General features: G+C 75.5%; 24 protein-coding genes and 1 riboswitch. Of the genes, 17 read left to right on the top strand and 7 right to left on the bottom strand.

Translation table 11 applies throughout. The features are described from left to right. Positions 1 to 26: 26 nt before the first annotated feature. The 3 genes from ACZ58X_RS31695 to ACZ58X_RS31685 all read right to left on the bottom strand — a co-directional run bounded on the left by ACZ58X_RS31695 (position 27) and on the right by ACZ58X_RS31685 (position 2,353). Positions 27 to 782 carry a hypothetical protein gene (locus ACZ58X_RS31695; protein ID WP_470337014.1) on the bottom strand — a complete coding sequence of 252 codons (756 nt, stop codon included), beginning with the start codon at positions 780 to 782 and terminating at the stop codon, positions 27 to 29. Between the two features lie 123 nt (positions 783 to 905). Then, positions 906 to 1,643, bottom strand: coding sequence for a sensor domain-containing protein (locus ACZ58X_RS31690; RefSeq protein WP_470337013.1), 738 nt, complete (start codon positions 1,641 to 1,643; stop codon positions 906 to 908). A gap of 113 nt (positions 1,644 to 1,756) precedes the next feature. Beyond that, entirely contained in the window at positions 1,757 to 2,353 is a 597-nt protein-coding gene (locus ACZ58X_RS31685) for a GNAT family N-acetyltransferase (RefSeq protein ID WP_470337012.1), read from the bottom strand. Positions 2,354 to 2,395: 42 nt separating this feature from the next. Here ACZ58X_RS31685 and ACZ58X_RS31680 point away from each other — a divergent pair, with 42 nt between their 5' ends. Further along, positions 2,396 to 3,355 (top strand): hypothetical protein, encoded by a 960-nt coding sequence (locus tag ACZ58X_RS31680; RefSeq protein WP_470337011.1) that lies wholly within the window; start codon positions 2,396 to 2,398, stop codon positions 3,353 to 3,355. A 55-nt stretch (positions 3,356 to 3,410) separates the two neighbouring features. Here ACZ58X_RS31680 and ACZ58X_RS31675 read toward each other — a convergent pair whose 3' ends face one another. Continuing rightward, a complete protein-coding gene (locus ACZ58X_RS31675; protein ID WP_470337010.1) occupies positions 3,411 to 4,235 on the bottom strand; it encodes a M23 family metallopeptidase in 825 nt (274 codons plus the stop codon). A 12-nt stretch (positions 4,236 to 4,247) separates the two neighbouring features. Continuing rightward, a riboswitch (cyclic di-AMP (ydaO/yuaA leader) is annotated at positions 4,248 to 4,406 on the bottom strand. Positions 4,407 to 4,602: 196 nt separating this feature from the next. On the opposite strand from ACZ58X_RS31675, the gene ACZ58X_RS31670 reads away from it, so the two are divergent. The 11 genes from ACZ58X_RS31670 (at position 4,603) to ACZ58X_RS31620 (ending at position 16,236) form a co-directional block, all read left to right on the top strand. Next, the gene (locus ACZ58X_RS31670; RefSeq protein WP_470337009.1) at positions 4,603 to 4,893 is read left to right on the top strand and encodes a YiaA/YiaB family inner membrane protein; all 291 of its coding nucleotides are present in this window, start codon (positions 4,603 to 4,605) and stop codon (positions 4,891 to 4,893) included. A 153-nt stretch (positions 4,894 to 5,046) separates the two neighbouring features. Then, positions 5,047 to 5,871: an alpha/beta fold hydrolase gene (locus tag ACZ58X_RS31665; protein ID WP_470337008.1), complete on the top strand. Its 825-nt coding sequence runs from the start codon at positions 5,047 to 5,049 to the stop codon at positions 5,869 to 5,871. A gap of 29 nt (positions 5,872 to 5,900) precedes the next feature. After that, positions 5,901 to 6,479 (top strand): TetR/AcrR family transcriptional regulator, encoded by a 579-nt coding sequence (locus ACZ58X_RS31660; protein WP_470337007.1) that lies wholly within the window; start codon positions 5,901 to 5,903, stop codon positions 6,477 to 6,479. Between the two features lie 403 nt (positions 6,480 to 6,882). After that, positions 6,883 to 7,995 (top strand): PP2C family protein-serine/threonine phosphatase, encoded by a 1,113-nt coding sequence (locus tag ACZ58X_RS31655; RefSeq protein WP_470337006.1) that lies wholly within the window; start codon positions 6,883 to 6,885, stop codon positions 7,993 to 7,995. Between the two features lie 54 nt (positions 7,996 to 8,049). Further along, the gene (locus ACZ58X_RS31650; protein WP_470337005.1) at positions 8,050 to 10,263 is read left to right on the top strand and encodes a SpoIIE family protein phosphatase; all 2,214 of its coding nucleotides are present in this window, start codon (positions 8,050 to 8,052) and stop codon (positions 10,261 to 10,263) included. A gap of 271 nt (positions 10,264 to 10,534) precedes the next feature. Next, entirely contained in the window at positions 10,535 to 11,761 is a 1,227-nt protein-coding gene (locus tag ACZ58X_RS31645; RefSeq protein ID WP_470337022.1) for a sensor histidine kinase, read from the top strand. A gap of 61 nt (positions 11,762 to 11,822) precedes the next feature. Further along, positions 11,823 to 12,236 (top strand): roadblock/LC7 domain-containing protein, encoded by a 414-nt coding sequence (locus ACZ58X_RS31640; RefSeq protein ID WP_470337004.1) that lies wholly within the window; start codon positions 11,823 to 11,825, stop codon positions 12,234 to 12,236. After that, the gene (locus tag ACZ58X_RS31635) at positions 12,233 to 12,598 is read left to right on the top strand and encodes a DUF742 domain-containing protein (protein ID WP_470337003.1); all 366 of its coding nucleotides are present in this window, start codon (positions 12,233 to 12,235) and stop codon (positions 12,596 to 12,598) included. The genes ACZ58X_RS31640 and ACZ58X_RS31635 overlap by 4 nt, the downstream gene beginning before the upstream one ends. Next, positions 12,576 to 13,202, top strand: a complete 627-nt coding sequence (locus tag ACZ58X_RS31630) for a GTP-binding protein (protein ID WP_470337002.1) — start codon at positions 12,576 to 12,578, stop codon at positions 13,200 to 13,202. The genes ACZ58X_RS31635 and ACZ58X_RS31630 overlap by 23 nt, the downstream gene beginning before the upstream one ends. 1,399 nt (positions 13,203 to 14,601) lie before the next feature. Then, the gene (locus tag ACZ58X_RS31625) at positions 14,602 to 15,858 is read left to right on the top strand and encodes a cytochrome P450 family protein (protein WP_470337001.1); all 1,257 of its coding nucleotides are present in this window, start codon (positions 14,602 to 14,604) and stop codon (positions 15,856 to 15,858) included. A 120-nt stretch (positions 15,859 to 15,978) separates the two neighbouring features. Next, on the top strand, positions 15,979 to 16,236 hold the full coding sequence (locus tag ACZ58X_RS31620) for a hypothetical protein (RefSeq protein WP_470337000.1): 258 nt from the start codon (positions 15,979 to 15,981) through the stop codon (positions 16,234 to 16,236). 122 nt (positions 16,237 to 16,358) lie between these two features. Here ACZ58X_RS31620 and ACZ58X_RS31615 read toward each other — a convergent pair whose 3' ends face one another. Together ACZ58X_RS31615 and ACZ58X_RS31610 are read right to left on the bottom strand one after the other, a co-directional pair. Beyond that, positions 16,359 to 17,168, bottom strand: coding sequence for an isocitrate lyase/PEP mutase family protein (locus ACZ58X_RS31615; RefSeq protein ID WP_470336999.1), 810 nt, complete (start codon positions 17,166 to 17,168; stop codon positions 16,359 to 16,361). Between the two features lie 11 nt (positions 17,169 to 17,179). Further along, positions 17,180 to 17,671, bottom strand: a complete 492-nt coding sequence (locus ACZ58X_RS31610) for a carboxymuconolactone decarboxylase family protein (protein WP_470336998.1) — start codon at positions 17,669 to 17,671, stop codon at positions 17,180 to 17,182. A gap of 187 nt (positions 17,672 to 17,858) precedes the next feature. On the opposite strand from ACZ58X_RS31610, the gene ACZ58X_RS31605 reads away from it, so the two are divergent. The 4 genes from ACZ58X_RS31605 to ACZ58X_RS31590 all read left to right on the top strand — a co-directional run bounded on the left by ACZ58X_RS31605 (position 17,859) and on the right by ACZ58X_RS31590 (position 20,954). Further along, the gene (locus ACZ58X_RS31605; RefSeq protein WP_470336997.1) at positions 17,859 to 18,638 is read left to right on the top strand and encodes an NRDE family protein; all 780 of its coding nucleotides are present in this window, start codon (positions 17,859 to 17,861) and stop codon (positions 18,636 to 18,638) included. 210 nt (positions 18,639 to 18,848) lie between these two features. Then, positions 18,849 to 19,025, top strand: coding sequence for a hypothetical protein (locus ACZ58X_RS31600; RefSeq protein WP_470336996.1), 177 nt, complete (start codon positions 18,849 to 18,851; stop codon positions 19,023 to 19,025). A 121-nt stretch (positions 19,026 to 19,146) separates the two neighbouring features. Beyond that, a complete protein-coding gene (locus ACZ58X_RS31595; protein ID WP_470336995.1) occupies positions 19,147 to 20,064 on the top strand; it encodes an undecaprenyl-diphosphate phosphatase in 918 nt (305 codons plus the stop codon). A 131-nt stretch (positions 20,065 to 20,195) separates the two neighbouring features. Then, entirely contained in the window at positions 20,196 to 20,954 is a 759-nt protein-coding gene (locus ACZ58X_RS31590; protein WP_470336994.1) for a glucose 1-dehydrogenase, read from the top strand. 75 nt (positions 20,955 to 21,029) lie between these two features. Here ACZ58X_RS31590 and ACZ58X_RS31585 read toward each other — a convergent pair whose 3' ends face one another. Continuing rightward, the gene (locus tag ACZ58X_RS31585; protein ID WP_470336993.1) at positions 21,030 to 21,926 is read right to left on the bottom strand and encodes a sigma-70 family RNA polymerase sigma factor; all 897 of its coding nucleotides are present in this window, start codon (positions 21,924 to 21,926) and stop codon (positions 21,030 to 21,032) included. Positions 21,927 to 22,103: 177 nt separating this feature from the next. Between ACZ58X_RS31585 and pdxR the strand changes: the two genes are divergently transcribed. Continuing rightward, complete coding sequence (pdxR, locus tag ACZ58X_RS31580) at positions 22,104 to 23,537, top strand: MocR-like pyridoxine biosynthesis transcription factor PdxR (protein ID WP_470336992.1); 1,434 nt, start codon at positions 22,104 to 22,106, stop codon at positions 23,535 to 23,537. The last annotated feature ends 57 nt before the right edge of the window (positions 23,538 to 23,594 follow it).

The following is a 23,594-nucleotide window of genomic DNA, read 5'->3' as shown; positions in this document are numbered from 1 at the left end:
ATAGGGGCAGACCCGCCCTGTGACCATTACAGAAGTAGTGCCGGCGGGTGCCCCCGGGGTCGTCCGCCGGCGGCCCGGAGCACCAGGATCCTGCGGGTGCGGCCGTCCTCGCGCGGCACCCGGCGGACCTCGCTGGCGATCCGGCGCTCGCCGAGCGCGTACCGCAGCCGGTCGAGGTGGCCGCAGCGGCGGCCGCGACCGTCGTGCAGCGGCTGGACCCGCACCTCCCCGTCCGCGGCCGTCACCCGGACCAGCTCGGCCAGGGCGGCCAGCTGCCGCTCCGGGCCGAACAGTTCGGGGTAGGCGAAGATCAGGTAGCCGCTCAGGGTGAGCGCGAAGGCGCCGTCCGCGAAGGGCAGCCGGGGCAGCGCGGCGGCCAGGTAGCACTGCGGGTGGGCGGCCGAGTCGGCGGCGAACAGCCGGCGGGCGCGGTCCCAGCTGCGCAGGTAGCGCTCCGGGCGGGCGGGGCGGCGCGGGCGGGGCGAGGGGTACAGCTGGGGGCGGGCGGCCATCGCGACGGCCATCGACGCCCGGGCGGCCAGTGCCCGGGCGGCCAGCTCGGGCGGCGGCAGCGCGTACGCCGGGTCGACGGCGATCACCCGGCAGCCCAGCTCGCGCGCCTCGGCGGCCAGGCCGGACGCGCCGCCCGGGCAGTCCAGCAGCGGGCCGGGCAGGGCGGCGAGCCGGGCGCGGGTCAGGCCGAACAGGGCGCAGTACTCGTCCAGCGGGCGGGAGGTGACCAGGACGTCCGGGGCCGGCACGGGGGTGGGGGCGGTCGCCACCCGGTCATCCGAACACGGGTCCGCCCCACCCGCATCCGGAGCGCGTCCGGGGCACGGGCGGGGCGGGAGCGGGGCAGGGACGGGGCAGGAGCGGGAGTACGTGGGAGGTGCGAGGGCCGGGCCTCAGCGGCCGAGCAGCCCCCGGGCGGCGACCCGGTTGACGTTGGTCAGGCCGCGGACCAGCCGCGCGGTGAGGAAGATCAGCAGCACCCCGATCGCCGAGAACGCGGCGATCTGCCAGGCGCCCTCCACGTAGTAGGCGTGCCGGACGTGGTGGCTGTCGGTGAAGTCGAACAGCTGGTACCCGCGCCAGGAGGTGTAGCGCGGGAAGACCCAGTGGTAGAGCGGGTAGAGCGCCATCGCCCAGCCGAGCACCAGGAACGTCAGCGTGAGGCAGAAGCTGAACACCGCCCAGGGGAACATCACCACCTGGTACAGCACGGCCTTCCAGCCCGCCCCGTCGGCCATCCGGGCGGTGATCGAGCCCCAGCTGCCCGGGCGCACCTGGCGCACCGGCGCCGGGCCGGGCACGTCCAGCGCGAGCATCCCGCGGACCCGGGCCCGCTCGGCCCGGCCGAAGCCCCGGGCGGTGCTGGTCAGGGCGGCCAGCACCGGCAGGCCGAGGACGGTGACGAAGGTGCCGACGCCGAGGCAGAACAGGACGATCGCGACGGCGAAGCCGACGATCGCGACCGGCAGCCCGGTGAGCGCGTAGCCGACCTCGCGGTAGTAGTGCCCGGAGAACGGCGCCCGCCAGAAGCCGGGCGGCTCCTCGGTGCGACGGGCCCGGGCCGGGCGGGCCCCGTCGTCGCCGTAACCGTCCGGGGCGTCCCACCCCTGACCCAGCGTGCTGCTGCTCATGTCCCGGTCCCCGGCCCCTCGTCGTCCTGGTCTTCCGTACTCGCTGACGTGATCCAGTCTGGCCCGGGCGCGGCCCGGCAAACATCCGGCCGCCCGGCGGATCCGGGGTGGGGTTAACCCCCCTGCGGTGGGCCGGGCGGGCCGGGCGGGCCGGACCACTCGTCGGCGAGCAACGCGTACCGGTACGAGTCGCGCCAGGCGCCGCCCTTGAACAGGTCGTGCCGGACGCGCCCCTCCGGCTGGAAGCCGAGCCGGGTGAGCACCTTGGCCGAGGCCGTGTTCTCCACGTCGACCCGGGCGGCCAGCCGGTGCAGGCCGAGCGCCCCGAAGGAGAGCGCGCAGAGCAGTCCGGCGATCTCGCCCGCGTAGCCGCGGCCCCACACCGGGCGGCTCAGCACGTAGCCGAGGTGCGCCGAGCGGTACGCGCCGAGGGTGAGAGCGGCGTGCGCGACCGGCAGCGCGTCCTCCGGGTCCTCGGCGTCCTCGCGCCGGACGACGGCGAGCCGGTAGACGCCCCGCTCCTCGGCCATCGCCTCCTCCAGGTAGAGCTCGAGCTGGTCGGCGCAGGTCTCGCGGTCGCGCGGCTCGAAGGGGAGGTAGCGGGTCACCTCCGGGTCGCCGTACAGCGCGTGCAGCGCGTCCACCTCCTCCGGGGTGTGGCGGTACTCGCGGAGGGCGAGCCTGGGGCCGGTGAGGCGTACGGGGACCATGGCTGCCGACCCTACCGGCGTCCGGCGGCTACCGTTCGGAACATGAACGACGAAGACCTGCGGCTCGCCCCGCGCACCAGGGCCGCCGACCTGCTCGCCTGGGCGGCCGGCCAGGACCGCGCGCCGGTGGCCGAAGCGCCGCTGCGCGCGGTGCTGGCGCTGCTGGAGCTGGGCGGGGGCAGGATGCACGACGGCTGGCCCGAACTCACCTCCGACCAGGTGGAGCACCTGCTGTACGAGCGGCTCCACCTCTACGTCCAACCCACGCCGGAGCAGGACCCGCTCGCCTACGGCGAGGCCGTACGGCTGCTGGTCGACCACCAGCGGGCCGCGAAGCGGCTCAACGCCAAGCGCCAGGAGCGGCTGCACGCCGAGGCCGAGTGGCAGGGCGAGGTCGCGGCCGGGCTGCTGCGCCGCGCCGACCTGGTGACCTGGCCCCGGCTGTACGCGCTGCTGCTGCACGCCCACGGGGTGGACGTGACGGACCCGGCGGCCGTCCGGGACTGGCTGGCCGGCTTCGCCGCGCTCGACGAGGAGCAGCGGCTGGCCGGGTACGAGGCACTGACGCCGACCGGCTGGCTGGACGAACCGGACGGGCTGGGCTGGGGGCCGGGCCGGGTGCTGTCCGTCGGCATGGCCACCGACGGCGCGCGGCTGCTGCTGGAGCAGGGCCTGATGCGGCGCAGCTACCGCAACCTGGCCGAGCTGAACGCGCTGGGGCGCCCGATGCCGGACGAACTGGCCGGTGGCTTCGAGGAGTTCGAGGTGGCGGCGGCCGAGGCGGCACTCGACCTGCTCGGCGAATGGACGGTGCCCGGGCTGCCGCGCCTGCTGGTGGAGGAGTTCCCGGAGCTCGCGCCGGAGCCGGGGGCGGCCGAGATCGACGCCTACCTGGCGCAGCTGCCCGCGGACGAGGAGGAGGAGCTGGAGCCGCAGGAACCGGAGCGGCCGGAACAGGTCGAGCAGGAGCGGGACGAGCAGGAGCCGCAGGGCCAGGAGTGAGCTGACGCGGCAGGGCCCCGGGCGCGCCGCCCGGGGCCCTGCCGCGTCATCGGTCCTACGGGGTGAGGCCGCGCTGCTGGAGCCAGGTCTCCGGGTCGACCGGGGCGCCGCCGCCGGGGCGGACCTCCAGGTGCAGGTGCGGTCCGGTGACGTTGCCGGTCGCGCCGACCTTGCCGATCTGCTGGCCCGCGGTGACCTTGCCGGAGCCCTTGATGATCGAGGAGAGGTGGCAGTACCAGATCTCGGTGCCGTCGGGCAGGGTCTCGACGATCCGGTAGCCGTACGAGCCGGACCAGCCGGCCGAGGTGACGGTGCCCTGGCCGACGGCGTAGACCGCGGTGCCGGTGTCGGCGGCGAAGTCCAGGCCGGTGTGCAGGTGGGCCCAGTAGCGGGCGCTCTGGCCGTAGTGGGCGGAGAGGTTGTAGTCCTTCACCGGCAGGGTGAGGGCGGCGGCCTTGGCCCGCTCGGCCTCCTCGGCGGCACGCTTGGCCTCCGCCTCCTTGGCGGCGGCCTTGGCCTCGGCCTCCTGGGCGGCCTGGACCCGGGCGCCCTCCTCGGCGGCGGTGCGCTGGCTGTCGGCCTGCTGCTGGATCCGGGCGGCGAGCGCGAGGCCGGGGTCGGCGGCCAGGGCGACCGGCGCCTCGTCCGGGGCCTCGACGGCGGGTGCGGCGGCCGGGGTCGCGGAGGCGAAGCCGGTGGCGCCCAGGGTGGCGGCGACGGCGGTGACGCCGAGCAGCGGGGAGGCCCCGCGGGTCTGACGCGGCATCCGGTGGCGGTTGGCCTCGGCCTCCGGGGCGAAGGCCTCCGGGCCGGGGTGGTCGAGGAGCTGGGTACCGGCTGCGGGGCCGGCCGGGTGTGCCGGGGTGTGCGTCGACGCCACGGAGGCGCGCTCCTTTCCTTCCTTCGCGCCTACCGGGTTAGCTGACGGGTTCGGAGCAGGAAGGTCTCCTACGGCCGGGCCTGAGCCCCGCCGATTCACCCCAAGGAACGTGGTTCCCCGGCTCCCTGACCTGCCCGGAGGCCGGTCGGCGGGATTAGGCGACGGCGCACGGTGCCGTCTGGGTACGGCGTTGACGACCGCGCTGCGTTATCAGACGTTAATCCTAGGACGCTCTGATTCCAAGCCATCCGCCCGGGGCCACTGTGGAACAGGTGATCGGACGTCAACGAACGACCCCTCAGCCGCCAGGCCCATCTGAGTACTCCTACTCATGTGCGACCCGGCCGCCCCGCTGCATCCTGGCGCCATGAACGCACCGATGCAGTCACGGACCACGGCCGCGTACTTCGTCCAGGCCGTCCTCTCCTTCGGCATCTCCGGCACCGCCCTCGCCGCCGGGATCGCCTACCTGCCGGTCGGCGGCTGGACCCGGGCCTTCCTCGGGATCGGCTTCCTCTACACCGTCACCTCCTCGTTCACGCTGGCCAAGGTGGTCCGGGACCGGCAGGAGTCCTCGGACACCGTCGCCCGGGTCGACCAGGCCCGGCTGGAGAAGCTGCTCAGCGAGCACGACCCCTTCCGGGTCGAGGGGACCTGAACGCCGAGGGGGCCTGAACACCGAGGCGCCCTGAACGCCGAGGGGGCCTGAACGGGGGGCGCCCTCGCTGTCGGCCGGATGCTTGACGGCTAAGGCTATTAGCCTTAGCTTTATGGCTACAGGCAGAAACGAGCGAGCCGGCGGAGGCCCACCATGAACGGCACCAGCACCCCGAGCACCCAGTACCTCGACCTCCCCGGCGGCCGCCTCGCGTACGACGACACCCGGCAGGGCGACGGCACCCCCGTCGTCCTCCTCCCCGGCATGCTCGACTCCCGCCACGCCTACCGGCACCTGCACCCGCTGCTCACCACCGCCGGCCACCGGGTCATCACCATGGACCTGCGCGGCTTCGGCGACTCCTCGATCGTCTGGGACGACTACGGCCCCGCCGCCGTCGCCACCGACGTCCTCGCCCTGCTCGACCACCTCGGCATCGAACGGGCCGTCCTGGTCGGGCAGTCCTACACCGGGGCGACGGTCGTCAAGGTCGCCGGCGACGCACCCCAGCGGGTCGCCGGGATCGCCCTGATCGACGCCTTCGTCGAACACCGCTCCAACGCCCTCATGCAGGGCGTCATGGTCGTCATGGGCGCCGCCATGGTCCGGTGGCCCGGCGTCTGGGGCTTCTACCTGCGCAAGATGGCCTACCCCGGCCCCCGCCCCGCCGACCTCGACCGCTACGTCGACGGACTCGTCGCCGCCCTGCGCACCCCCGGCCGGCGGACCGCCACCCGCGGCCACGTCACCGGCGACTCCGCGCCCGTGGGCTGGTGCGCGGCCGTCCGCTGCCCGGCCCTCGTCCTCATGGGCAGCAAGGACCCCGACTTCCCGAAGCCCGAGGCCGTCGCCGACCTCCAGGCCGAGAAGCTCGGCGCCCGCAAGGTGATGATCGAAGGGTCCGGGCACTACCCGATGGCCGACAACCCGCAGGCCGTCGCCGACGCCCTGCTGCCCTTCCTCGCCGAACTCGCCTGAACCCCGCCCGCACGGAGACGACGAAACCCATGCCCCGCGTAGGACTGACCCCCGACCAGGTCGTCGACCACGCCCTCGCCCTCATCGACGACCAGGGCGGAGAAGCCCTCACCCTCGCCTCGGTCGCCACCCGGGCCGGCGTCGCCACCCCCTCGCTGTACAAGCACGTCAGCGGCGGACTCGGCGAACTACGGCGGCTCATCGCCGTCCGGGTCACCGAAGAACTCGCCGACCGGCTCGCGGACTCCGCCGTCGGCCGCAGCGGGGACGACGCCGTCACCGCCGTCCTGCGCGCCTACCAGGCCTACGCCACCGCACACCCCCACCGCTACGCGGCCCTCCCCCAGGCGCCCCAGCCCGACGACGACCTCACCCGCGCCGCCACCCGGCTCGTCGGCGTCATCATCGCCGTCCTCCGCGGCTACGGCCTCGACGGCCCCGAAGCCATCCACGCCGCCCGCACCGTCCGCTCCCTCGCCCACGGCTTCGCCTCCCTCTCCATCGCCGGCGCCTTCCAACTCGCCGAGGACCTCACCACCACCCACGACCGCCTCGTCACCACCCTCACCACCGCCCTCCGCACCTGGCCCGGCACAGCCACCGCCTAGCCACCCCGGGCAGCACCCGGGCAGCACCCGGGCCACGCGCGGGCCGCGCGCCTCGGGGCGCGGAGGGCCGCGGCGGCATCGGTGGGCGCACGAGAAGTCGGACCCACCGACTTCTGGTGATCGCAGGCCAAGAACGGCCGGAGCGCAGCAGCAGGCAGATCGGGTGCAGGAGAAGGGCCGTGGGGCGGCGGGCACGGGCGAGTGGGCACCGCCCCGAGGGGGCTGAGCACGGGAAGTCGGGGCGGCCGGCTTCCCGTGCGCGGGAAGGTGCGGGAGCTGGGCCCCGGGTGGGCGCCGGGCCGAGGGGGCCGGGCCGGGTGGGGGTGGGAGGGGAGGGGCTAGTGTGACCGGGCTGACTGGTGGTCATGACAGAGGACCGCCCACGCCTTCGCGGAGGTCCCGGGTGCCCGCACTGATAGCGAGGGTGCGGCGGTGGTACGGCCGGCTGCTGGACGGGGACGTCCGGGCCGGGCGGGTGGCGCTGGGGGTGCTGCTCGGGGTGACGGTGGTGCTGGGGGTGCTGCCGGTCCTGTTGCCGTACGGGTGGCCGCCGTCGGCGCTGGTGCTGCCGGTGGTGGGTGGCGGGTTGGTGCTGCGGCGCGGGCAGTTGCGGGTGCTGGTGTGCGCGGCGCTGGCGGGCGGTCTGCTGGGGGCGGTGGTGCAGGACCCGCACGGGGTGCGGCTGGGGGTGACGGTGGTGGTGGCGGCGACGGGGGCGACGGTGCTGACCGCGAACCGGTTCCGGGACCGGCTGGGGCTGCGCGGCACCCAGGGCGATTCGATGCTGCTGGAGCTGGCGGAGCACAACCGGGCCCTGGCCCGGCTGCCGGAGCGGCTGCTGGACTGGCACTTCGACAGCGCGCTGGCCCCGGCGGGGGGCGCGTCGTTCTCCGGGGACTTCCTGCTGTGCGCCCACCGGCCGGAGGAGGACCTGCTGGAACTGGTGCTGGTGGACGTGTCGGGCAAGGGCAGTCGGGCGGCGGCCCGGTCGACGCACCTGTCGGGGGCGTTCGCGATGCTGCTGGGCCGGGTGCCGCCGGAGGCGTTCCTGCCGGCGGCCAACGACCACCTGGTGCGGATGGGCTGGGAGGACCACTTCGCCACGGCCGTGCACCTGGCGCTGCACCCGGCGACGGGCCGCTACCGCCTGTTCAACGCGGGCCATCCGCCGCCGGTGCGGTTCTGCCGCCGGTCGGGCTGGGTGCCGTCGGAGCACGGCGGTCCGGCGCTGGGGCTGGTGCCGGGGGCGCCGTACCCGGGGGTGTCGGGGCGGCTGGCGTACGGGGATTCGCTGCTGCTGTTCAGCGACGGTCTGGTGGAGGTACCGGGCCGGGACCTGGACGAGGGGGTGGGCCGGCTGTTGGCGGCGGCCGAGCCGGAGGTGCGGACGCACCGGACGCAGCAGCAGCTGGTGCGGGGTGCGGCCGGGCGGCTGGTGCGCACGGTGGCGCAGGACGTGGCGGACGACCGGACGCTGGTGCTGGTGCGACGGCTGGGCACGGCCGCGACCGGATGAGGCTCCCGGGTCGGACTCCGGCCACCGACTGTGGAAATGGGGTATGAAGATTCAGTGCCCATCCCCGAGGACGAGAGCCGGACGCCGGCCGGCAGCCCGGCCGCCCGCAGCCCGATGCGCTGCGTGCGCCTGCTGCTCGGCTGCACCAGCGCCGCCGAGCTGCTCGGCACCGTCCTCGCCGAGGGCCCGAACTGGATCACCGGCGAGGGCTCCGCGCTGTACCTGCTGGACCCCGCCGGGATGCTCCGGCTGACCGCCTCGCACGGGCTGCCGGACTGGGCGCACGAGCGCTACGGCCTGGTCGACCCGGCCGGCGAGCTGCCCGCCGCGATGGCGCTGCGGCTGCGCCGCCCGTACCTGCTCAGCCCGGAGCACACCAGCGTCGACTACCCGAACCGGAACGCCGGGATGGGCACCGGGATGGTCGCCGTGGTCAGCCTGCCACTGGTGGTGGACGAGCGGCCGATCGGCGTGCTGGCCCTCGCCCTGGCGCACCGGGGCACCGTCCCGGGGCGCGACCTGGACGTGCTGGAGACGATCGCCGGGGCCTGCGCCCACCGGCTGCACCACCTGCTGGACCACGTCCTCGACCACACCGCCGACCGGCCCCGGGAGCGGACCTCCGCCGCCCCGGACGGCTCCCCGGACGCCGCCCTGGCCCACCCGCTGCTGTCGCTCGCGGTGCGGGCCGCCGGGCACGGCGCCTTCGAGCGCGATCTGGTCACCGGGGAGAGCTACTGGGACGCGGCCGCCTTCGCGGTGGCCGGCCGGCCAGTCGACCCGGACGGGGCCGCCCCGGAGCTGGAGCGGATCGTCCACCCCGAGGACCTGCCGGACGTGCAGGCGGCCCTGGCGGAGGCGCTGGCGAGCGGGGGCCGCTACCGGATCGGCTACCGGGTGCTGCGCCGGGGCGGGAAGGCCGCCCGGGTCGAGGAGTCCGGCGAGGTGATGCTGGACGTGCACGGCCGCCCGGTGCGGATGGCCGGGCTGCTCGCCGACGTGGAGCACCGCCGGGCCCGGGACGCCGAGCCGCCGCACGACCCGGCCGGGGCCCGGACGGCGCTGCTGCTGTCGCTGACCCGGGCGCTGTCCCGGGCGGTGACCGTCCGGGACGTCACCGCCGCCGTCACCGATGTGGCCCGTCCGGCACTCGGCGCCGCCAGCATCGTGCTGGACCTGGTGGACGAGGGCCGGCTGCTGCCGGTCTCGCACACCGTGTACGGCGGACCGCGCCGGGCCGAGCTGACCCGGCTGGCGGACCTCTCGGAGCAGGTGATGCAGCACTCGCTGGCCCGCTCGGCCCCGCTGTTCAGCGAGCCCGGGGCCGGGCCGGTGCGGGCGGACGCCCCGGCCGCCTGGGCGGTGCTGCCGCTGGTCGCCTCCGGCCGGCAGGTCGGCTCCTGCCTGATCACCTTCACCACCGAGCGCGCGTTCAGCCGCGCGGACCGCACCCTGTACTCGACCTTCGCCGGCATCCTCGCGCAGTCCCTGGAGCGGGCCCGGCTGTACGACACCCACCACCACCGGGCCGGCGAACTGCAGCGCGCGATGCTCCCGCGCACCCTGCCCCGGCTGCCGGGGATCGCCAGCGCGGCCCGCTACCTGCCGAGCACCGAGGGCATGCAGATCGGCGGCGACTGGTACGACCTGCTGAAACTGCCGGACGGCCGGATCGGGCTGGTGATCGGCGACGTGCAGGGCCACAACGCGGAGGCGACCGCCGTGATGGGCCAGCTGCGCAGTGGCCTGCGGGCGTACGCCACGGACGGGCACGACCCGGCGGCGACCCTGGCCCGGACCAGCCGGCTGCTGACCGAGCTGGACACCGAGCTGTTCGCGACCTGCCTCTACCTGACCCTGGACCCGGCCGACGGCAGCCTGACCGCGGCCCGGGCCGGGCACCCGGCGCCGGTGCGGATCGCCGCCGACGCCACGGCCGTCGAGCTGGAGCTGCCGGGCGGCCCGCCGCTGGGCGTGGACCCGGGGCAGCCGTACCCGCTGGCCACCGCCCGGCTGGCGGGCGGCGAGACCCTGCTGGCCTACACGGACGGACTGGTCGAGGACCGCGAGGAGGACTACGACGAGTCGGTGCACCGGATGATCGGCGGGCTGGAGCTGTGGGCCCGCCAGACCGGCCCGGAGCGGATCGGCGCGGCCCCCGCGCTGGAGCGGCTGGCCGACCTGCTCACCCTGAACGTGACCGAGCGCCGTTCCCGGCCGGACGACGTGGCGCTGCTGCTCCTGCACCGGATGCCGCCCGGCGCCTGACGGCGGGCTCCTGCACCGGACGCCGCCGGTTCGGCGACACCGTGCACACCAGCCCCACACATCCCGGGACGCGAACCGGCCACCACGCGTCACGTCGAGGGGGGTCGAAAGACCCTGGACGAACGATCGGACGGCTTGTCAGGGCCCCGCGATCGCGGTCGAACGACGTGGGAACGGCGGCGTATTGACTCGATATTGACGAGATCCGGTCACATGGCGAGATCCGTTCACACCTTCGTAGGATCATCGCCCTAGAATTCGCGGCGTGACGATGACTCAGTGGTGCGCAACGGCTACCGGCGTGCTCGCCGTCCTCGCCCTCGTGGCCGCCGCGCGGTACCGCGCCGTGTCCGTCACCCAGCGCGGCCGGGCCGACCGGCTGGCGGGCGAACTCGCCCGGCTCCAGGAACAGCTGACCGCCGAACTCTCCCGCCGGGGCGCCGACCTGGCCGCCGTCCAGCAGGAGCAGGAACTCACCGCCTCCAGCCAGCGGGCCTTCCTCAGCGTCGCCCGCCGGATCCTCGTCATGGCCCACGACCAGCAGGCCCTGCTCGACGAGATGGAGCGCACCCACGACGACCCGGCGCTGCTGGAGGGCCTGCTCAAGGCCGACCACGCCGCCGCCCAACAGGCCCGGCTGGCCCAGACCCTGGCCGTGCTGTGCGGCGCCCGGGCCGGGCGGCACTGGCCGGAGCCGGTGTCGCTGGAGGACGTGGTGCGCGGCGCCCAGTCGCGGATCCTGCCGTTCCAGCGGGTGGTCGTCCGCAGCCGGATCGAGACCGCGGTGGTCGGCGCGGCCGCCGAGGCGCTGATCCACGCCATCGCCGAACTGCTGGACAACGCGACCCGCTACTCCCCGCCCAGTACCCAGGTGTTCGTCACCCTGATGCCGGTGCACAACGGCGCGGTCATCGAGATCGACGACGGCGGCGTCGGCATGCCGGAACAGGCCGTCGCCAAGGCCGCCGCCGCCCTCGCCGGGGGCAGCAGCCTGGAGGTCTCCCGGCTCGGCGAGGTGCCGCAGCTGGGGCTCGCCGCCGTCGGCCGGCTCGCCGAGAGCTACGGGTTCCGGGTCACCCTCAGTTCGGCGCCCTCCCCGTACGGCGGCGTGCGCGTGGTCGTGCTGCTGCCGAACGCCCTGCTCACCGAGCCGCTGCCGCCCACCGTGCCCGGACTCGGGCCGGACGACCGGGCGTTCACCCCCGACCCCCGGCCGACCGGGGGCCCCGACCACCCCGGCGCCGCCCACCCGCTGGTGGAGGCCCCGCCCACCCGCCGGGCCCCGGCCGCCGACACCCCTCCGCCGCTGCCCCGCCGGAGCCACCGGCGCGACCGCGCCGACCGGCCCGCCCAGCACGCCGCTCCCCCGCCGCCGCCCGAGCCGCCGTACCGCTCGGCCCGGGACGCCCAGGCGTTCATGGCGATGTTCCAGGCCGGGACCGCCAGCGGCCGGTCGGCCGCCCGCACCCGGGCCCAGGGCCCGCCCGGCCCGCACTGAACCCGCTCCCGTCCCGCTCCCCCGACCTCCCCCCGACTTCCCCATCGCCCCGGAGAGTTCCATGACCACCACCCCCGATCTCGGCTGGCTGCTCGCCGACATCATCGCCGTCCCCCAGGTCCAGCACGCCGTCGTCGTCTCCAACGACGGTCTGGAGATCGGCCGCAGCGCCGACATCGCCCGGGAGGACGCCGAACGGCTCGCCGCCGCCTGCTCCGGACTCCAGTCGCTGGCCCGCGGCGTCGCGACGGGCTTCGGCGGCCCCGGCAGCGCCACCCGCCAGATCATCATCGAGTACGGCGGCGGCTACCTGTTCATCGTCGCCGCCGGGGCCGGCGCCCACCTGGCCGTGGTCACCAGCGAGGCGGTCGACGCCGGGCTGGTCGCGTACCAGATGCAGGTCCTGGTCGAGCGGATCGGCACCCACCTCACCAGCCCGCCGCGTGTCGATCACGCGGCGGGGGGCCACCGGTGAACGGGCCGGTACGGCCCTACGTCATCACCGGTGGGCGCAGCCGCCCCACCCGCGCCGACCTGGCGATCGAGAGCCTGGTCAGCGCCCTGCCCGGACCGTCAGGGCCGGCCGATCCCCCGGCACTGCCCGAGCACGTCCTGCTCAACCGGGAGCACCGGCGCATCCTCGGACTCTGCCACAGCCTGCTGTCCGTCGCCGAGGTGGCGGCCCACCTGGGGCTGCCGCTCGGCGTCGTCAAGGTGCTGGTCGGCGACCTCTGGGACCTCGGCGCCGTGCAGGTGCTCCCGCCCGTCCCGCAGGCCGAACGCCTGCCCACAACCCTCCTGGAAGAGGTGCTCGTTGGCCTCCGCCAACTCCGCTGAAGCCCCCGCCGACGCGCCGGCCGGACCGCAGTACCTGCCGTCCTCGGTGCAGGGCGCGGTGAAGATCCTGGTCACCGGCCCGTTCGGGGTCGGCAAGACCACCCTGGTCGGCTCGCTCAGCGAGATCACCCCGCTGCGCACCGAGGAGACCATGACCGCCGCCAGCAGCGGCGTGGACGACCTCACCGGGCGCAGCGGCAAGACCACCACCACGGTCGCGCTGGACTTCGGCCGGATCACGCTCAACTCCCGGCTCGCGCTGTACCTGTTCGGCACGCCCGGGCAGCAGCGCTTCTGGCCGCTGTGGGACGACCTGTCGCGCGGCGCGCTCGGCGCCATCGCGATGGTCGACCTGCGCCGGCCGGACGAGAGCTTCGACGTGCTCGGCCGGCTGGAGGAGCAGCGCATCCCCTTCGCGGTGGCCGTCAACACCTTCCCGGACACGCCGAGTTACCCGGAGGAGGAGCTGCGCACCGCGCTGGACCTGCTGCCGGAGGTGCCGATCCTGTACTGCGACGCCCGGGACCGGCGGCAGTCCTACGACCTGCTGATCGACTTCGTCGACCACCTGCACCGCAGCTCGCTGCTGGAGCTCCAGCCGTGACCGCCCCCGAGCCCCCGCGGCCCTCCGGCTGCCCGGTCGCGCACGGCGCCGGCGGGCCGCAGGGCACCGGCGGCCCGTACGGCGCGGGCGGCCCGTACGGCGTCGGCGGCCCGTACGGGACCGGAGCCCCGTACGGCGCCCCGCCCGGTGCCGGGCTGCCGGTCGGCGTCCCGCTCACCCCGCTGCACGGGCAGGCCGTCGCCGACGACCCGCACGGCCTGTACGCCCGGCTGCGCGAGCGCCACGGCCCGGTCGCGCCGATCGAGCTGGAGCCCGGGGTGGAGGCCTGGCTCGTCCTCGGCTACGCCGAACTGCTCGAACTCACCCGCAACGAGGCGCTGTTCTCCAAGGACTCGCGGCAGTGGCGGGTGCCCGCCGAGGGCCGGCTGGCCGCCGACTCCCGGCTGCAGCCGATGACCGCCTGGCGGCCCACCCTGCTCAACCTGGACGGCGCCGAGCACCAGCGGCTGCGCGCCGCCGTCTCGGACACCCTGGCCCAGATCGACCACCGGCAGCTGCGCGAGACCACCGAGGCCGCCGCCAACGGCCTGATCGACAGCTGGGGCCCGGACGGCACCGCCGACCTGATCGGCCAGTACGCCCGCGCCCTGCCGCTGCTGGTCTCCACCCAGCTGGTCGGCCTGCCCACCGGCAGCGGGCCCCGGATGATCGAGCTGATCAGCCACTTCGTCGACAGCGGGCCCGAATCGGTGCGCGCCGCCGGGGAGTTCCAGAACACCCTGACCGAACTGGTCCGGCAGCGCCGCACCGCGCCCAGCGCCGACCTCACCTCCTGGCTGCTCGCCCACCCGGCCGCGCTGACCGACGAGGAGGCGGTGCACCACCTGGTGGTGATGATGGTCGCGGGCAACGAGACCTGCATCAACTGGATCGGCAACACGCTGCGGCTGCTGCTCACCGACCGCCGCTTCCGGGCCACCCTGACCGGCGGGCGGCTGACCGTCTCCGACGCGCTGGAGGAGGTGCTCTGGCGCGACCCGCCGACCCAGAACTTCCCCGGCCGCTGGGCCACCGGCGACACCGTCCTCGGCGGCCAGTACATCAACAAGGGCGACATGCTGGTGCTCGGCCTGGCCGCGGCCAACGCCGACCCGGCCGCCCAGGGCGCCTCCTCGGCCGCCCAGGGCTCGCTCGGCGGCAACCGGGCCCACCTCGCCTGGGGCGCGGGCCGGCACGTCTGCCCGGCCCAGCACCCGGCCCGGATCATCGTCGAGACCGCGATCGAGACCCTGCTGCACCGTCTTCCGGACCTCCAACTGGCCGTACCACCCGGCGAGTTGGCCTGGCGGCCGTCCCCGTGGTCGCGGGCCCTGGTCGCCCTCCCGGTGCTCTACAGCGCCTTCACCCCGCCCCGCCCGCCAGCCCCCGAGAGGCCCGCATGGACACCGTCGACGACCCCCGCGGCCCCCGCCCCGAGCCCGTCCGGCTCGACCCCTACGGACGCGACCAGCACGGCGAGAACGCCCGGCTCCGGGCAGCCGGCCCGGCCGTCCTGGTGGAGCTCCCTGGCGGGGTGGTGGTCTGGGCGATAACCCACCACGACACCCTCCAGGCACTGCTCGCCGACCCCCGGGTCGGCAAGAACCCCCAGCTGTGGACCCTCTTCCGGGAGGGCCGGCTGCCGCACGGCTGGCCGCTGCTCAACTTCGTCACGGTGCCCGGCATGATCACCGCCGACGGCGAGGACCACCGGCGGCTGCGCGGGCTGGTCAGCCAGGCCTTCACCCCGCGCCGAACCGCCGCGCTGGCCCCCGCGATCGAGGCCCGGACCGTCGCGCTGCTCGACCGGATCGCCGGTCTGGAGGGCGAGTTCGACCTGCGCGAGCACTTCGCCTACCCGCTGCCGATGCAGGTGATCGGCGAGCTCCTCGGTCTCGCGGCGGAACAGCAGGACGAACTGCACCACCTCTCCGACACCCTGGTCTCCAGCTCGGCCACCCCCGAGGCGGCGCTCGCCGCCCAGCGGGACCTCAACGCGCTGCTGGCCTCGGTGGTCGCCGCCAAGCGGGCCCGGCCCGGGGACGACCTGACCACCGACCTGATCGCCGTCCGCGAGGCCGGGAGCGGGGACGGGGGCGGGCAGGGGCTCAGTGAGGCCGAACTCGTCGGCACCCTGCTGCTGATGCTGGTGGCCGGGCACGAGACCACGCTCAACCTGATCACCAACGCGGTCCGGGCCCTGCTCGCCCACCCCGACCAGCTGCGGCTGGTGCTGGACGGCGCGCAGCCGTGGTCCGCGGTGGTGGAGGAGACCCTGCGCCACGACTCGCCGGTCGGCCAGTTCCCGCTGCGCTACGCGAGCGAGGACATCGAGGTCGGCGACGTGGTGATCCGCCGCGGCGAGGCCCTGCTCGCCTCGTACGCCGCGGCCGGGCGCGACGCCGGGCACTACCCGGACGCCGACCGCTTCGACCTCACCCGGCAGCCCGCCCGGCACCTGTCACTCGGGCACGGCCCGCACTTCTGCCTCGGCTCGGGGCTGGCCCGGCTGGAGGCGGAGACGGCACTGCGGCACCTGTTCGCACGGTTCCCGGCGCTGGCCCTGGCGGAGGGCGAACGGCCGGAGCCGATCGGCTCGTTCGTGAGCAACAGCGTGCGGACGCTGCGGGTGACGGTCCGGGGTGCGGGGGCGTGATCCGTAGGGCGGGGGCGTGACCCGCAGGACGGGTGCGTGCGCCGAGGGGCGGACACGGCGGCGGGGGTGACGGTTGCCGCCACCCGGTTACCTGAGGGCGGCCCGGTCGTTCGGCAGGGCATGAAGAAACTCGCCACCCTCGCCGCCCTCACCATGGCGGGCCTCGCCCTCGCCGCCCCGGCGGCCTCCGCCGCCAGCCAGGTCGCCAGCTCGCCGGACGCCACCGGCGGTCTCACCGACGGTCTCAACCTCTCCCCCGCCGACCTCGCCCTGCAGACCGCGGGCAAGCTCCCGGTGGTCGGGCACACGGCCGACGAGGTGGAGGCCATCGGCACCAACCAGATGTCCCACCCGGGGCTCAGCGGGCAGATCGGCTGACCCACCCGTCACCCCGGGGCCGCCCCCGCCCCGGGGCCGCCCGGACCGACGGTGGAGCGGGCGGCCGACCGACCCCCGTCCGGTCCGCCGCCCGCTCCTGTCTCCATGCCCGCTCCCGGGGCTCAGCCCGTGAACAGGCCGTTGAGCTCCGGATAGGTCAGCCCGCCGTCCAGGGAGGCGTACGTGCCGCTCCCGTACACCTCTTCGGCCGCCCGGCGCACCGCCGCGTAGGCCACCTTGGCCAGGCCCGGGCCCAGGCTGATCCGGGCCACGCCCAGCTTCGCCAGCTCGGCGACGGTGGGTGCGCCCGGCGCCGCCAGCACGTTCAGCGGGGCCGGGACGGCCGCGACCAGGGCCGCGACGGTCTCCGGGTCGGCGACGCCGGGGACGAACACGCCGTCCGCGCCCGCCTCGACGTACGCCCGCAGCCGGCGGACCGCCTCGTCCAGCCGGCCCTCCGGCTCGCCCAGGCCGTGCAGGAAGACATCGGTCCGGGCGTTCAGGAACAGCGGGACGCCGGCCGCGTCGGCCGCCGCCCGGGCCGCCGCGACCCGCTCCGCGGCCTGCTCCGGGGTGTGGTCCGCGTCCTCCAGGTTCACCCCGACCGCGCCGGTGGCGAGCAGCGCGGTGACGGTCGCGCCGACCCCGGCCGCGGTGTCCGCGTAGCCGCTCTCCAGGTCCGCGGTGACCGGCAGGTCGACCGAGCGGACCACCTCGGCGGTACGCGCCAGCACCTGGTCCCGGTCGGCGCCGCCGCCGTCCGGACTGCCGAGCGACCAGGACACGCTGGCGCTGGCCGTCGCCAGCGCCCGTGCCCCGGCACCGGCCACCAGCCGGGCACTCGCCGCGTCCCACACGTTGGCCAGCACCAGCGGCTCGCCCGGGCGGTGCAGTTCCCGGAGCAGCCGGGCCTTCTCCTGCTGGGTGGTCATGGCGGCCCCGCTCACTTCGCGGCCGGGCTCATGCGGGTGGACACGCCGATCCGGTTCCAGGCGTTGATGGTGGCGATCAGCGCGATCAGCTGGGCCAGTTCGGCCTGCTCGAAGTGTGCGGCGGCCTCGGCGTACACGGCGTCCGGCACGTGCCCCTGGGTGAGCAGGGTGATCGACTCGGTGAGGGCGAGGGCGGCGCGCTCGCGGGCGGTGAACCAGGGGGTCTCGCGCCAGGCCGGGAGGGAGACCAGGCGGTGGTCCTGCTCGCCGTTCTTGCGGGCGTCGGTGGCGTGCATGTCGATGCAGAAGGCGCAGCCGTTGATCATCGAGGCGTGCACCTTGACCAGCTCCGCGAGGACCGGGTCCAGGCCCTGCCGGGAGGCCCGGTCCACGGCGGTCATGGCCTGGTAGAACTCGGGGGCGAGCCGGCCCAGTTGCAGGCGCAGCTCGGGGGCGGGCACGGCGCCGTCGGTCCGGTGCGTCTCAGTCTCGTTCGTCGTCACGGTCGCCAGCCTAGGAGCCGACTGGCCCCCGCCACTGGTGCATTCGCCGCCCGGATCCTTGGGCCACTTCCGGCACACGAACGGGCGTGCGAGGATCGCTGGTGGATCTTCGCATCTTCGGAGCGGATCGGACCAGCGGATCGGACCGGCGAATCGGACCGGCAGATCGGACCAGAGGGACGGGACCGTGTGCACGGCGTTCATCAGCATCGAGCCGGAGGCGGCGGTCCCGGTGCTGCTGCTCTCCGTCCGGGACGAGTACCTCGGCCGGGCCTGGCTGCCGCCGGACCACCACTGGCCGCAGCGGCCCGAACTGCTCGGCGGACTGGACCTCGCGGCCGGCGGCACCTGGCTGGCCGTCGACCCGACCCGGCGCACCGCCGCCTGCCTGCTGAACGGCTTCGGCCCGCTCGCCCGCGCCGACCGCAGGCTCAGTCGCGGCGAACTCCCGCTCACCGCCGTCCGCGAGGGCGGGATCGGCCACCTCGACCTCACCCCGTACGACCCCTTCCACCTCGTCCAGGTCCGCCCCGACGGCGCCCGGGTCACCAGTTGGGGCGGCGGCCGGCTCGCCGAGCACGAACTGCCCACCGGGCTCAGCGTGGTGCTCAACGACGGGCTGGAGGGGATGGCCGCCAACCGCACCGCCTCCGAGCGGATCCGCTCGCTGATGGCCGCCCGCGCCGACCACTTCCGGGCCCGGTTCCGCGCCGAACCCCGACCCACCCCGACCGCCGACGGCCCGACCGAACGGGCCTGGGGCGGCTGGCTGCCGGTCGTCACCGGCGACGGGCTGGCGCCGGACGAGGACGCCGCGCTGATCCAGCGCCGGGACTTCGGCGACGGGCGGATCTGGGGCTCCTCCTCGATCTCCCTGCTGGCGCTCGGGCCGGACCTGCTGCGCTACGACTTCGCGACCGCCCCGGTGCCCGCCGACGGGTCGGGGTGGCGGCGGGTGGAGGTCTGAACGGGACGGACGTGCGTCTCGGTCGGACGTCCGATCGAGACGCACGTCCGGCCGAGACGTACGTCCGTCCCGGCCGCCCCATCCGGCCGGTACGGACGTCCGCGTCAGACGGACGTCCGCGCCAAGTCCCGGAAAGGGACTTGAAGCTGACGCTGCGGGAGGCTGCATCGTAGGGCTCCGTCGACCCCTCGCCCCCGAAGGAGGCGCCCGATGGACCGCCCGCCCCGCCTGTCCGCCCTGCTGGCCGTCGCCCTGCCGCTGCTGGGTGTCCCGCTGGCCGCGACTGCCGGTCTGCTGCTCGGCGCCGCCGTGCACCGGAGCGTGCCGTTCGGCAGTCTGCTGGGCACCGTGGTCGGCGCGCTGTTCGGGTGGAGCGGGCCCCGGTGACGCCCGGACATACGCTCGATGAACTTCTGGGAGCGGGCCTGCCAGGCGTCTACATGCCCGTAGTAGCTTCGCGGTGGCCACCGCGATCGGGCGGCCGCCGACCCCCGAGCGAAGGTGCGCGATGTCCACCCTGACCTACCCGGAAGCGATAGGCGTCGGCCTGCTGCAGGGTGTGACGGAACTCTTCCCGGTCTCCAGCCTGGGCCACAGCATCCTGCTCCCGGCCGTGCTCGGCGGGAAGATCCAGCAGGACCTCGACATGACCGCCGACGGCTCCCCCTACCTCGCCGCGCTGGTCGCCCTGCACCTCGCCACCGCGCTCGCCCTGGTGGTGTTCTTCCGACGGGACTGGGTCCGGGTGGTCAGCGGTCTGGTCAGCTCGATCCGGCACCGCCGGGTGCAGACCCGGGACGAGAAGCTCACCTGGCTGCTCATCATCTCCACCATCCCGGTCGGCGTGGCCGGACTCGTCCTGGAGAAGGCCCTGCGGCACGCCCTCGGCAAGCCGCTGCCCGCCGCCGTCTTCCTCGCCCTCAACGGCCTGGTGCTGCTCGGCGCCGAACGGCTCAAGCGCGGCGGCAGCGGCCGCCGTCGGGCCGGGTACGCCGCCCCTGTCGACGAGCCCGGCCTCGCCCCGGCGACCGCCTCCGACGTCCGGCTGACCAGGCTCGGCTACGGCCAGGGCGCCTGGATCGGCGCCGCCCAGATCCTCGCGCTGTTCCCCGGCATCAGCCGCTCCGGCGTCACCATGAGCGCCGGCATCCTGCGCGGACTGCACCACGAGGACGCCGCCCGGTTCTCCTTCCTGCTCGCCACCCCGGTCATCCTGGCCGCCTCGGTGTTGAAGGTGCCCGAGCTGTTCAAGCCGGAGAACTCCTCCGTGCTCGGCCCGGTCGCGGCCGGCAGCGTCGCCGCCTTCGTGGCCGGCTACGTCTCGGTGCGCTTCCTCACCAAGTACTTCGAGACCCGCAGCCTGACCCCGTTCGCGGTGTACTGCTTCCTGGCCGGCCTCGGCAGCGCCGTCTACCTCTCGATCTGAGCCCACCTCTCGATCTGCCCCCACGCGCCTACGGCACCCGCCCGCCCGTCCCGCAGGAAATCCCGCGCGCCGAACGGCCGCCTCGGCGACCATGTCACCGGCAGGACAGGCGACTTCATGGTGGAGGAACGGTGGCAGGACAGGTGCGCAGGGCGGCCGAGGGCAGGGCGGCGGTCGTCACGGGCGGCTCGCGGGGCATCGGACGGGCGATCGTCGAGCGGCTGGCGCGCGAGGGCGCGGACGTCGTCCTCGGCTACGCCACCGACCGGGCGGCCGCGGAGACGGTGGTCGACGCGGTCGCGGCGGGCGGCGGGCGCGCCTGGGCCGTACCGGCCGACCTCGGCGAGCCGGGCGCCGCCGAGCGGCTGATGGCCACGGCCGAGGAACGGCTCGGCGGGCTGGACATCCTGGTGAACAACGCCGCGCGCTCCTTCACCCCCACCCCGCTGGCGGACCTCGACGACACGGCCTTCGACGCCGTGCTGGCCGTCAACACCCGCGCCGTGTTCGCCACCGTCCGCTACGCGGCCCGCCGGATGCGCGACGGCGGACGGATCGTCAACATCTCCAGCGTGAACACCGCGCGCCCCGTCCCCGGCATCGCCGCGTACGCCGCCAGCAAGGGCGCCGTCGAGCAGCTCACCGCCGTCGCCGCGGCCGAACTCGGCCCGCGCGGCATCACCGTCAACACCGTCTCCCCCGGCGCCACCGACACCGACCTGCTGCGCGCCACCAACCCGCCCGAGGCGCTCGACCGGGTCGCGGGGATGACCCCGCTGCGCCGGCTCGGACAGCCCGAGGACATCGCCGACGTGGTCGCCTTCCTGGCCGGGCCGGACGCCCGCTGGATCACCGGGCAGAACCTCCGCGCGACCGGCGGTCTGGGCTGACCGACGGCCGGCCCGGAGGGCCCCCGGGCCGTGCGGCGAGCTGCCGTACGGCCCGGGCGAGTTGCCGGACGCGGCTCAGGCGCCGAGCCCCAGGCCGGCCAGCCGGGCCGGGTCGGTGAGGATGTCCAGTCCGGTGACCCGGCCGCGGTGGATGGTGAAGGACATGACCGACAGCGGACGGCCCCCGGCGAAGGACACCACTCCGGGCGAGCCGTTGACCAGCACCAGGCGTCCGTCGGCGGCGAACCGGGCGAAGGCGATCGCCTGGGCGGCGACCTCGGCCGCGCCCCGGCGCAGCACGCTCGGCACCAGCGTGCCGCCGTCGGACCGGGCCACCACCTCCGGGTCCAGCACCGTCAGCAGGGCGTCGAAGTCCCCGCCCCGGGCGGCGGCCAGGAAGGCCTCCACCACCGCGCGCTTGAGCGCGTCGTCGGTGTCGCCGGCCGGGGTGGCGCCGCGCACCCGGCGGCGGGCGCGGCTGGCCAGTTGGCGGGTCGAGGCGGCGGTCCGGCCGAGCACCTCGGCGATCCCGTCGAAGGGCACGTCGAACATGTCGTGCAGCACGAAGGCCACCCGCTCCGCCGGGGAGAGCGTCTCCAGCACCACCATCAGCGCGATCCCCACCGAGTCCGCGACCAGGATCCCGTGCACCGGGTCCAGTGCCGCCGCCCCGCTCACCACCGGATCCGGCAGCCGCACCCGCCCCTCCTGCTCGGGCAGCGGATCCTCCCGCCGGGAGGCCCGGGAGCGCAGCTGGTCCAGGCAGATCCGGCCGACCACCGTGGTCAGCCAGGCCCCGGGGTTGCGCAGCTCGCCCGTGTCACTGCGGCTCAGCTTGAACCACGCCTCCTGGACGGCGTCCTCCGCCTCGGCGACCGACCCCAACATCCGGTAGGCCACGGAGCGCAGTTGGGGGCGCTCCGCCTCGAACCGCGCGGCCAGCAGCTCCGTTTCGGAGTTCTCCTCGCCCATCTGTCACATCCTCGCCTCGACAACCGTCGGATCGATGACGGACACCGATCGCCCACCCCGACGATCCCCTCAACCCCATCAGCCCCGACGACCCCACCCGATTCTGCCGAACCCGAAGGAGTGCGGCCACCGCTTCGAGCACATCGGCACCCACCGCGACAGGCGAGAATGGGGCCCGTGAACGGTTCCTGGACCTCCTTCGGCGGCGATCTGCATCTGGACCTCACCGAGCGGCGCGCTGCCGGCGCCGGCCTGCGGGCGGCGCTGGAGGACGCGCTGCGCGAGGCGGTGCAGGACGGCCGGCTGGCGCCCGGGACGCGCCTGCCGTCCTCACGGGCGCTCGGGGAGGACCTCGGGATCGCCCGCAACACGGTGGTCGAGGCGTACGGGCAACTCGCCGCCGAGGGGTGGCTCAGCTCGCGGCAGGGGTCGGGGACCACCGTCGCGCGGCGGGCCGTGCCGGCCCGGGGCACGCGGTCCGCGCCCACCGGGGGGCGGCTGCGGAGCGTCCGGCACGACCTGATGTCCGGGCGGCCCGACCTCTCGCTGTTCCCCCGCACCGCCTGGCTGGCCGCCGCCCGCCGGGCCCTCGCCACCGCGCCGCACGACGCGTTCGGCTACGGCAGCCCGCTGGGCCGGATCGAACTGCGCGAGGCGCTGACCGACTACCTGGCCCGGGTCCGCGGGGTCCGCACCGACCCGGACCACCTGCTCGTCTGCAGCGGCTTCCAGCAGGGCCTGGGCCTGCTGTGCGCGGCGTTGAAGGAGCGCGGGGCCCGGTCGCTCGCGGTCGAGGCGTACGGGCTGCCGCCGCAGCACGCCGTGGTGCGGGCCGCCGGGCTGGTGACCGCCCCGCTGCCGCTGGACTGCGAGGGCGCGCTGGTCGACCGGCTGGACGCCGGCCCCGCCGCCGCTCTCCTCACCCCCGCCCACCAGTACCCGACCGGCGCGCCGCTGTCCGCCGACCGGCGGGCGGCCGCGGTGCGCTGGGCGCGCGAGCAGGACCGGTACGTGATCGAGGACGACTACGACGGCGAGTTCCGCTACGACCGGCAGCCGCTCGGCGCGATGCAGGCGCTCGACCCTGAGCGGGTGGTGTACGCGGGCACCGCCGCCAAGAGCCTGGCCCCGGGCCTGCGGCTGGCCTGGCTGGCCCTGCCGGACGCGCTGGTCGAACCGGTCGCCCGGTTGAAGGTGCTGGCGGACACCATGTCCCCGGTGCTGGACCAGCTGACCCTGGCCGAGCTGATCACCTCGGGGACGTACGACCGGCACGTGCGGCGCTGCCGGCTGCACTACCGGCGCCGCCGCGACCGGCTGGTCGCCGCGCTCGCCGAGCACGCCCCGCGGGTCGAGGTCACCGGCATCGCGGCCGGACTGCACGCCGTCCTGCAACTCCCGCCCGGCGCAACGCCGGAGGCGGAGCTGCTGGCCCGCGCCGAGGCCGCCGGGCTGGCCCTCAGCGGCCTCGAAGGGCACCGCGCCGACCCGGCGGCGCCGGGGGCGGCGGAGGAGACCGGGCCCGCGCTGGTGATCGGTTACGCGTCCCCGCCGGAGCACGCCTTCCCGGCCGCCCTGGAGGCCCTCTGCCGGGTGCTCCGCGACGCCTGACCGCCCCGGGCGAGGAGGACGCCCGCCTCCGACGGGGGCGGAGACGGGCGCCCGGCG

It is taken from the genome of Kitasatospora sp. NPDC040550 (assembly GCF_055594965.1).
Note: the sequence above shows the minus strand (reverse complement) of the source record. Positions and strands in the feature narration are given on the sequence as shown.

Coding starts and splice junctions, on each gene's coding strand:
- ACZ58X_RS31690 (WP_470337013.1), bottom strand. CDS start 1,643: ATGAGCAGCAGCACGCTGGGTCAGGGGTGGGACGCCCCGGACGGTTAC.
- ACZ58X_RS31685 (WP_470337012.1), bottom strand. CDS start 2,353: ATGGTCCCCGTACGCCTCACCGGCCCCAGGCTCGCCCTCCGCGAGTAC.
- ACZ58X_RS31680 (WP_470337011.1), top strand. CDS start 2,396: ATGAACGACGAAGACCTGCGGCTCGCCCCGCGCACCAGGGCCGCCGAC.
- ACZ58X_RS31670 (WP_470337009.1), top strand. CDS start 4,603: ATGAACGCACCGATGCAGTCACGGACCACGGCCGCGTACTTCGTCCAG.
- ACZ58X_RS31665 (WP_470337008.1), top strand. CDS start 5,047: ATGAACGGCACCAGCACCCCGAGCACCCAGTACCTCGACCTCCCCGGC.
- ACZ58X_RS31660 (WP_470337007.1), top strand. CDS start 5,901: ATGCCCCGCGTAGGACTGACCCCCGACCAGGTCGTCGACCACGCCCTC.
- ACZ58X_RS31645 (WP_470337022.1), top strand. CDS start 10,535: ATGACTCAGTGGTGCGCAACGGCTACCGGCGTGCTCGCCGTCCTCGCC.
- ACZ58X_RS31640 (WP_470337004.1), top strand. CDS start 11,823: ATGACCACCACCCCCGATCTCGGCTGGCTGCTCGCCGACATCATCGCC.
- ACZ58X_RS31625 (WP_470337001.1), top strand. CDS start 14,602: ATGGACACCGTCGACGACCCCCGCGGCCCCCGCCCCGAGCCCGTCCGG.
- ACZ58X_RS31620 (WP_470337000.1), top strand. CDS start 15,979: ATGAAGAAACTCGCCACCCTCGCCGCCCTCACCATGGCGGGCCTCGCC.
- ACZ58X_RS31615 (WP_470336999.1), bottom strand. CDS start 17,168: ATGACCACCCAGCAGGAGAAGGCCCGGCTGCTCCGGGAACTGCACCGC.
- ACZ58X_RS31600 (WP_470336996.1), top strand. CDS start 18,849: ATGGACCGCCCGCCCCGCCTGTCCGCCCTGCTGGCCGTCGCCCTGCCG.
- ACZ58X_RS31595 (WP_470336995.1), top strand. CDS start 19,147: ATGTCCACCCTGACCTACCCGGAAGCGATAGGCGTCGGCCTGCTGCAG.
- ACZ58X_RS31585 (WP_470336993.1), bottom strand. CDS start 21,926: ATGGGCGAGGAGAACTCCGAAACGGAGCTGCTGGCCGCGCGGTTCGAG.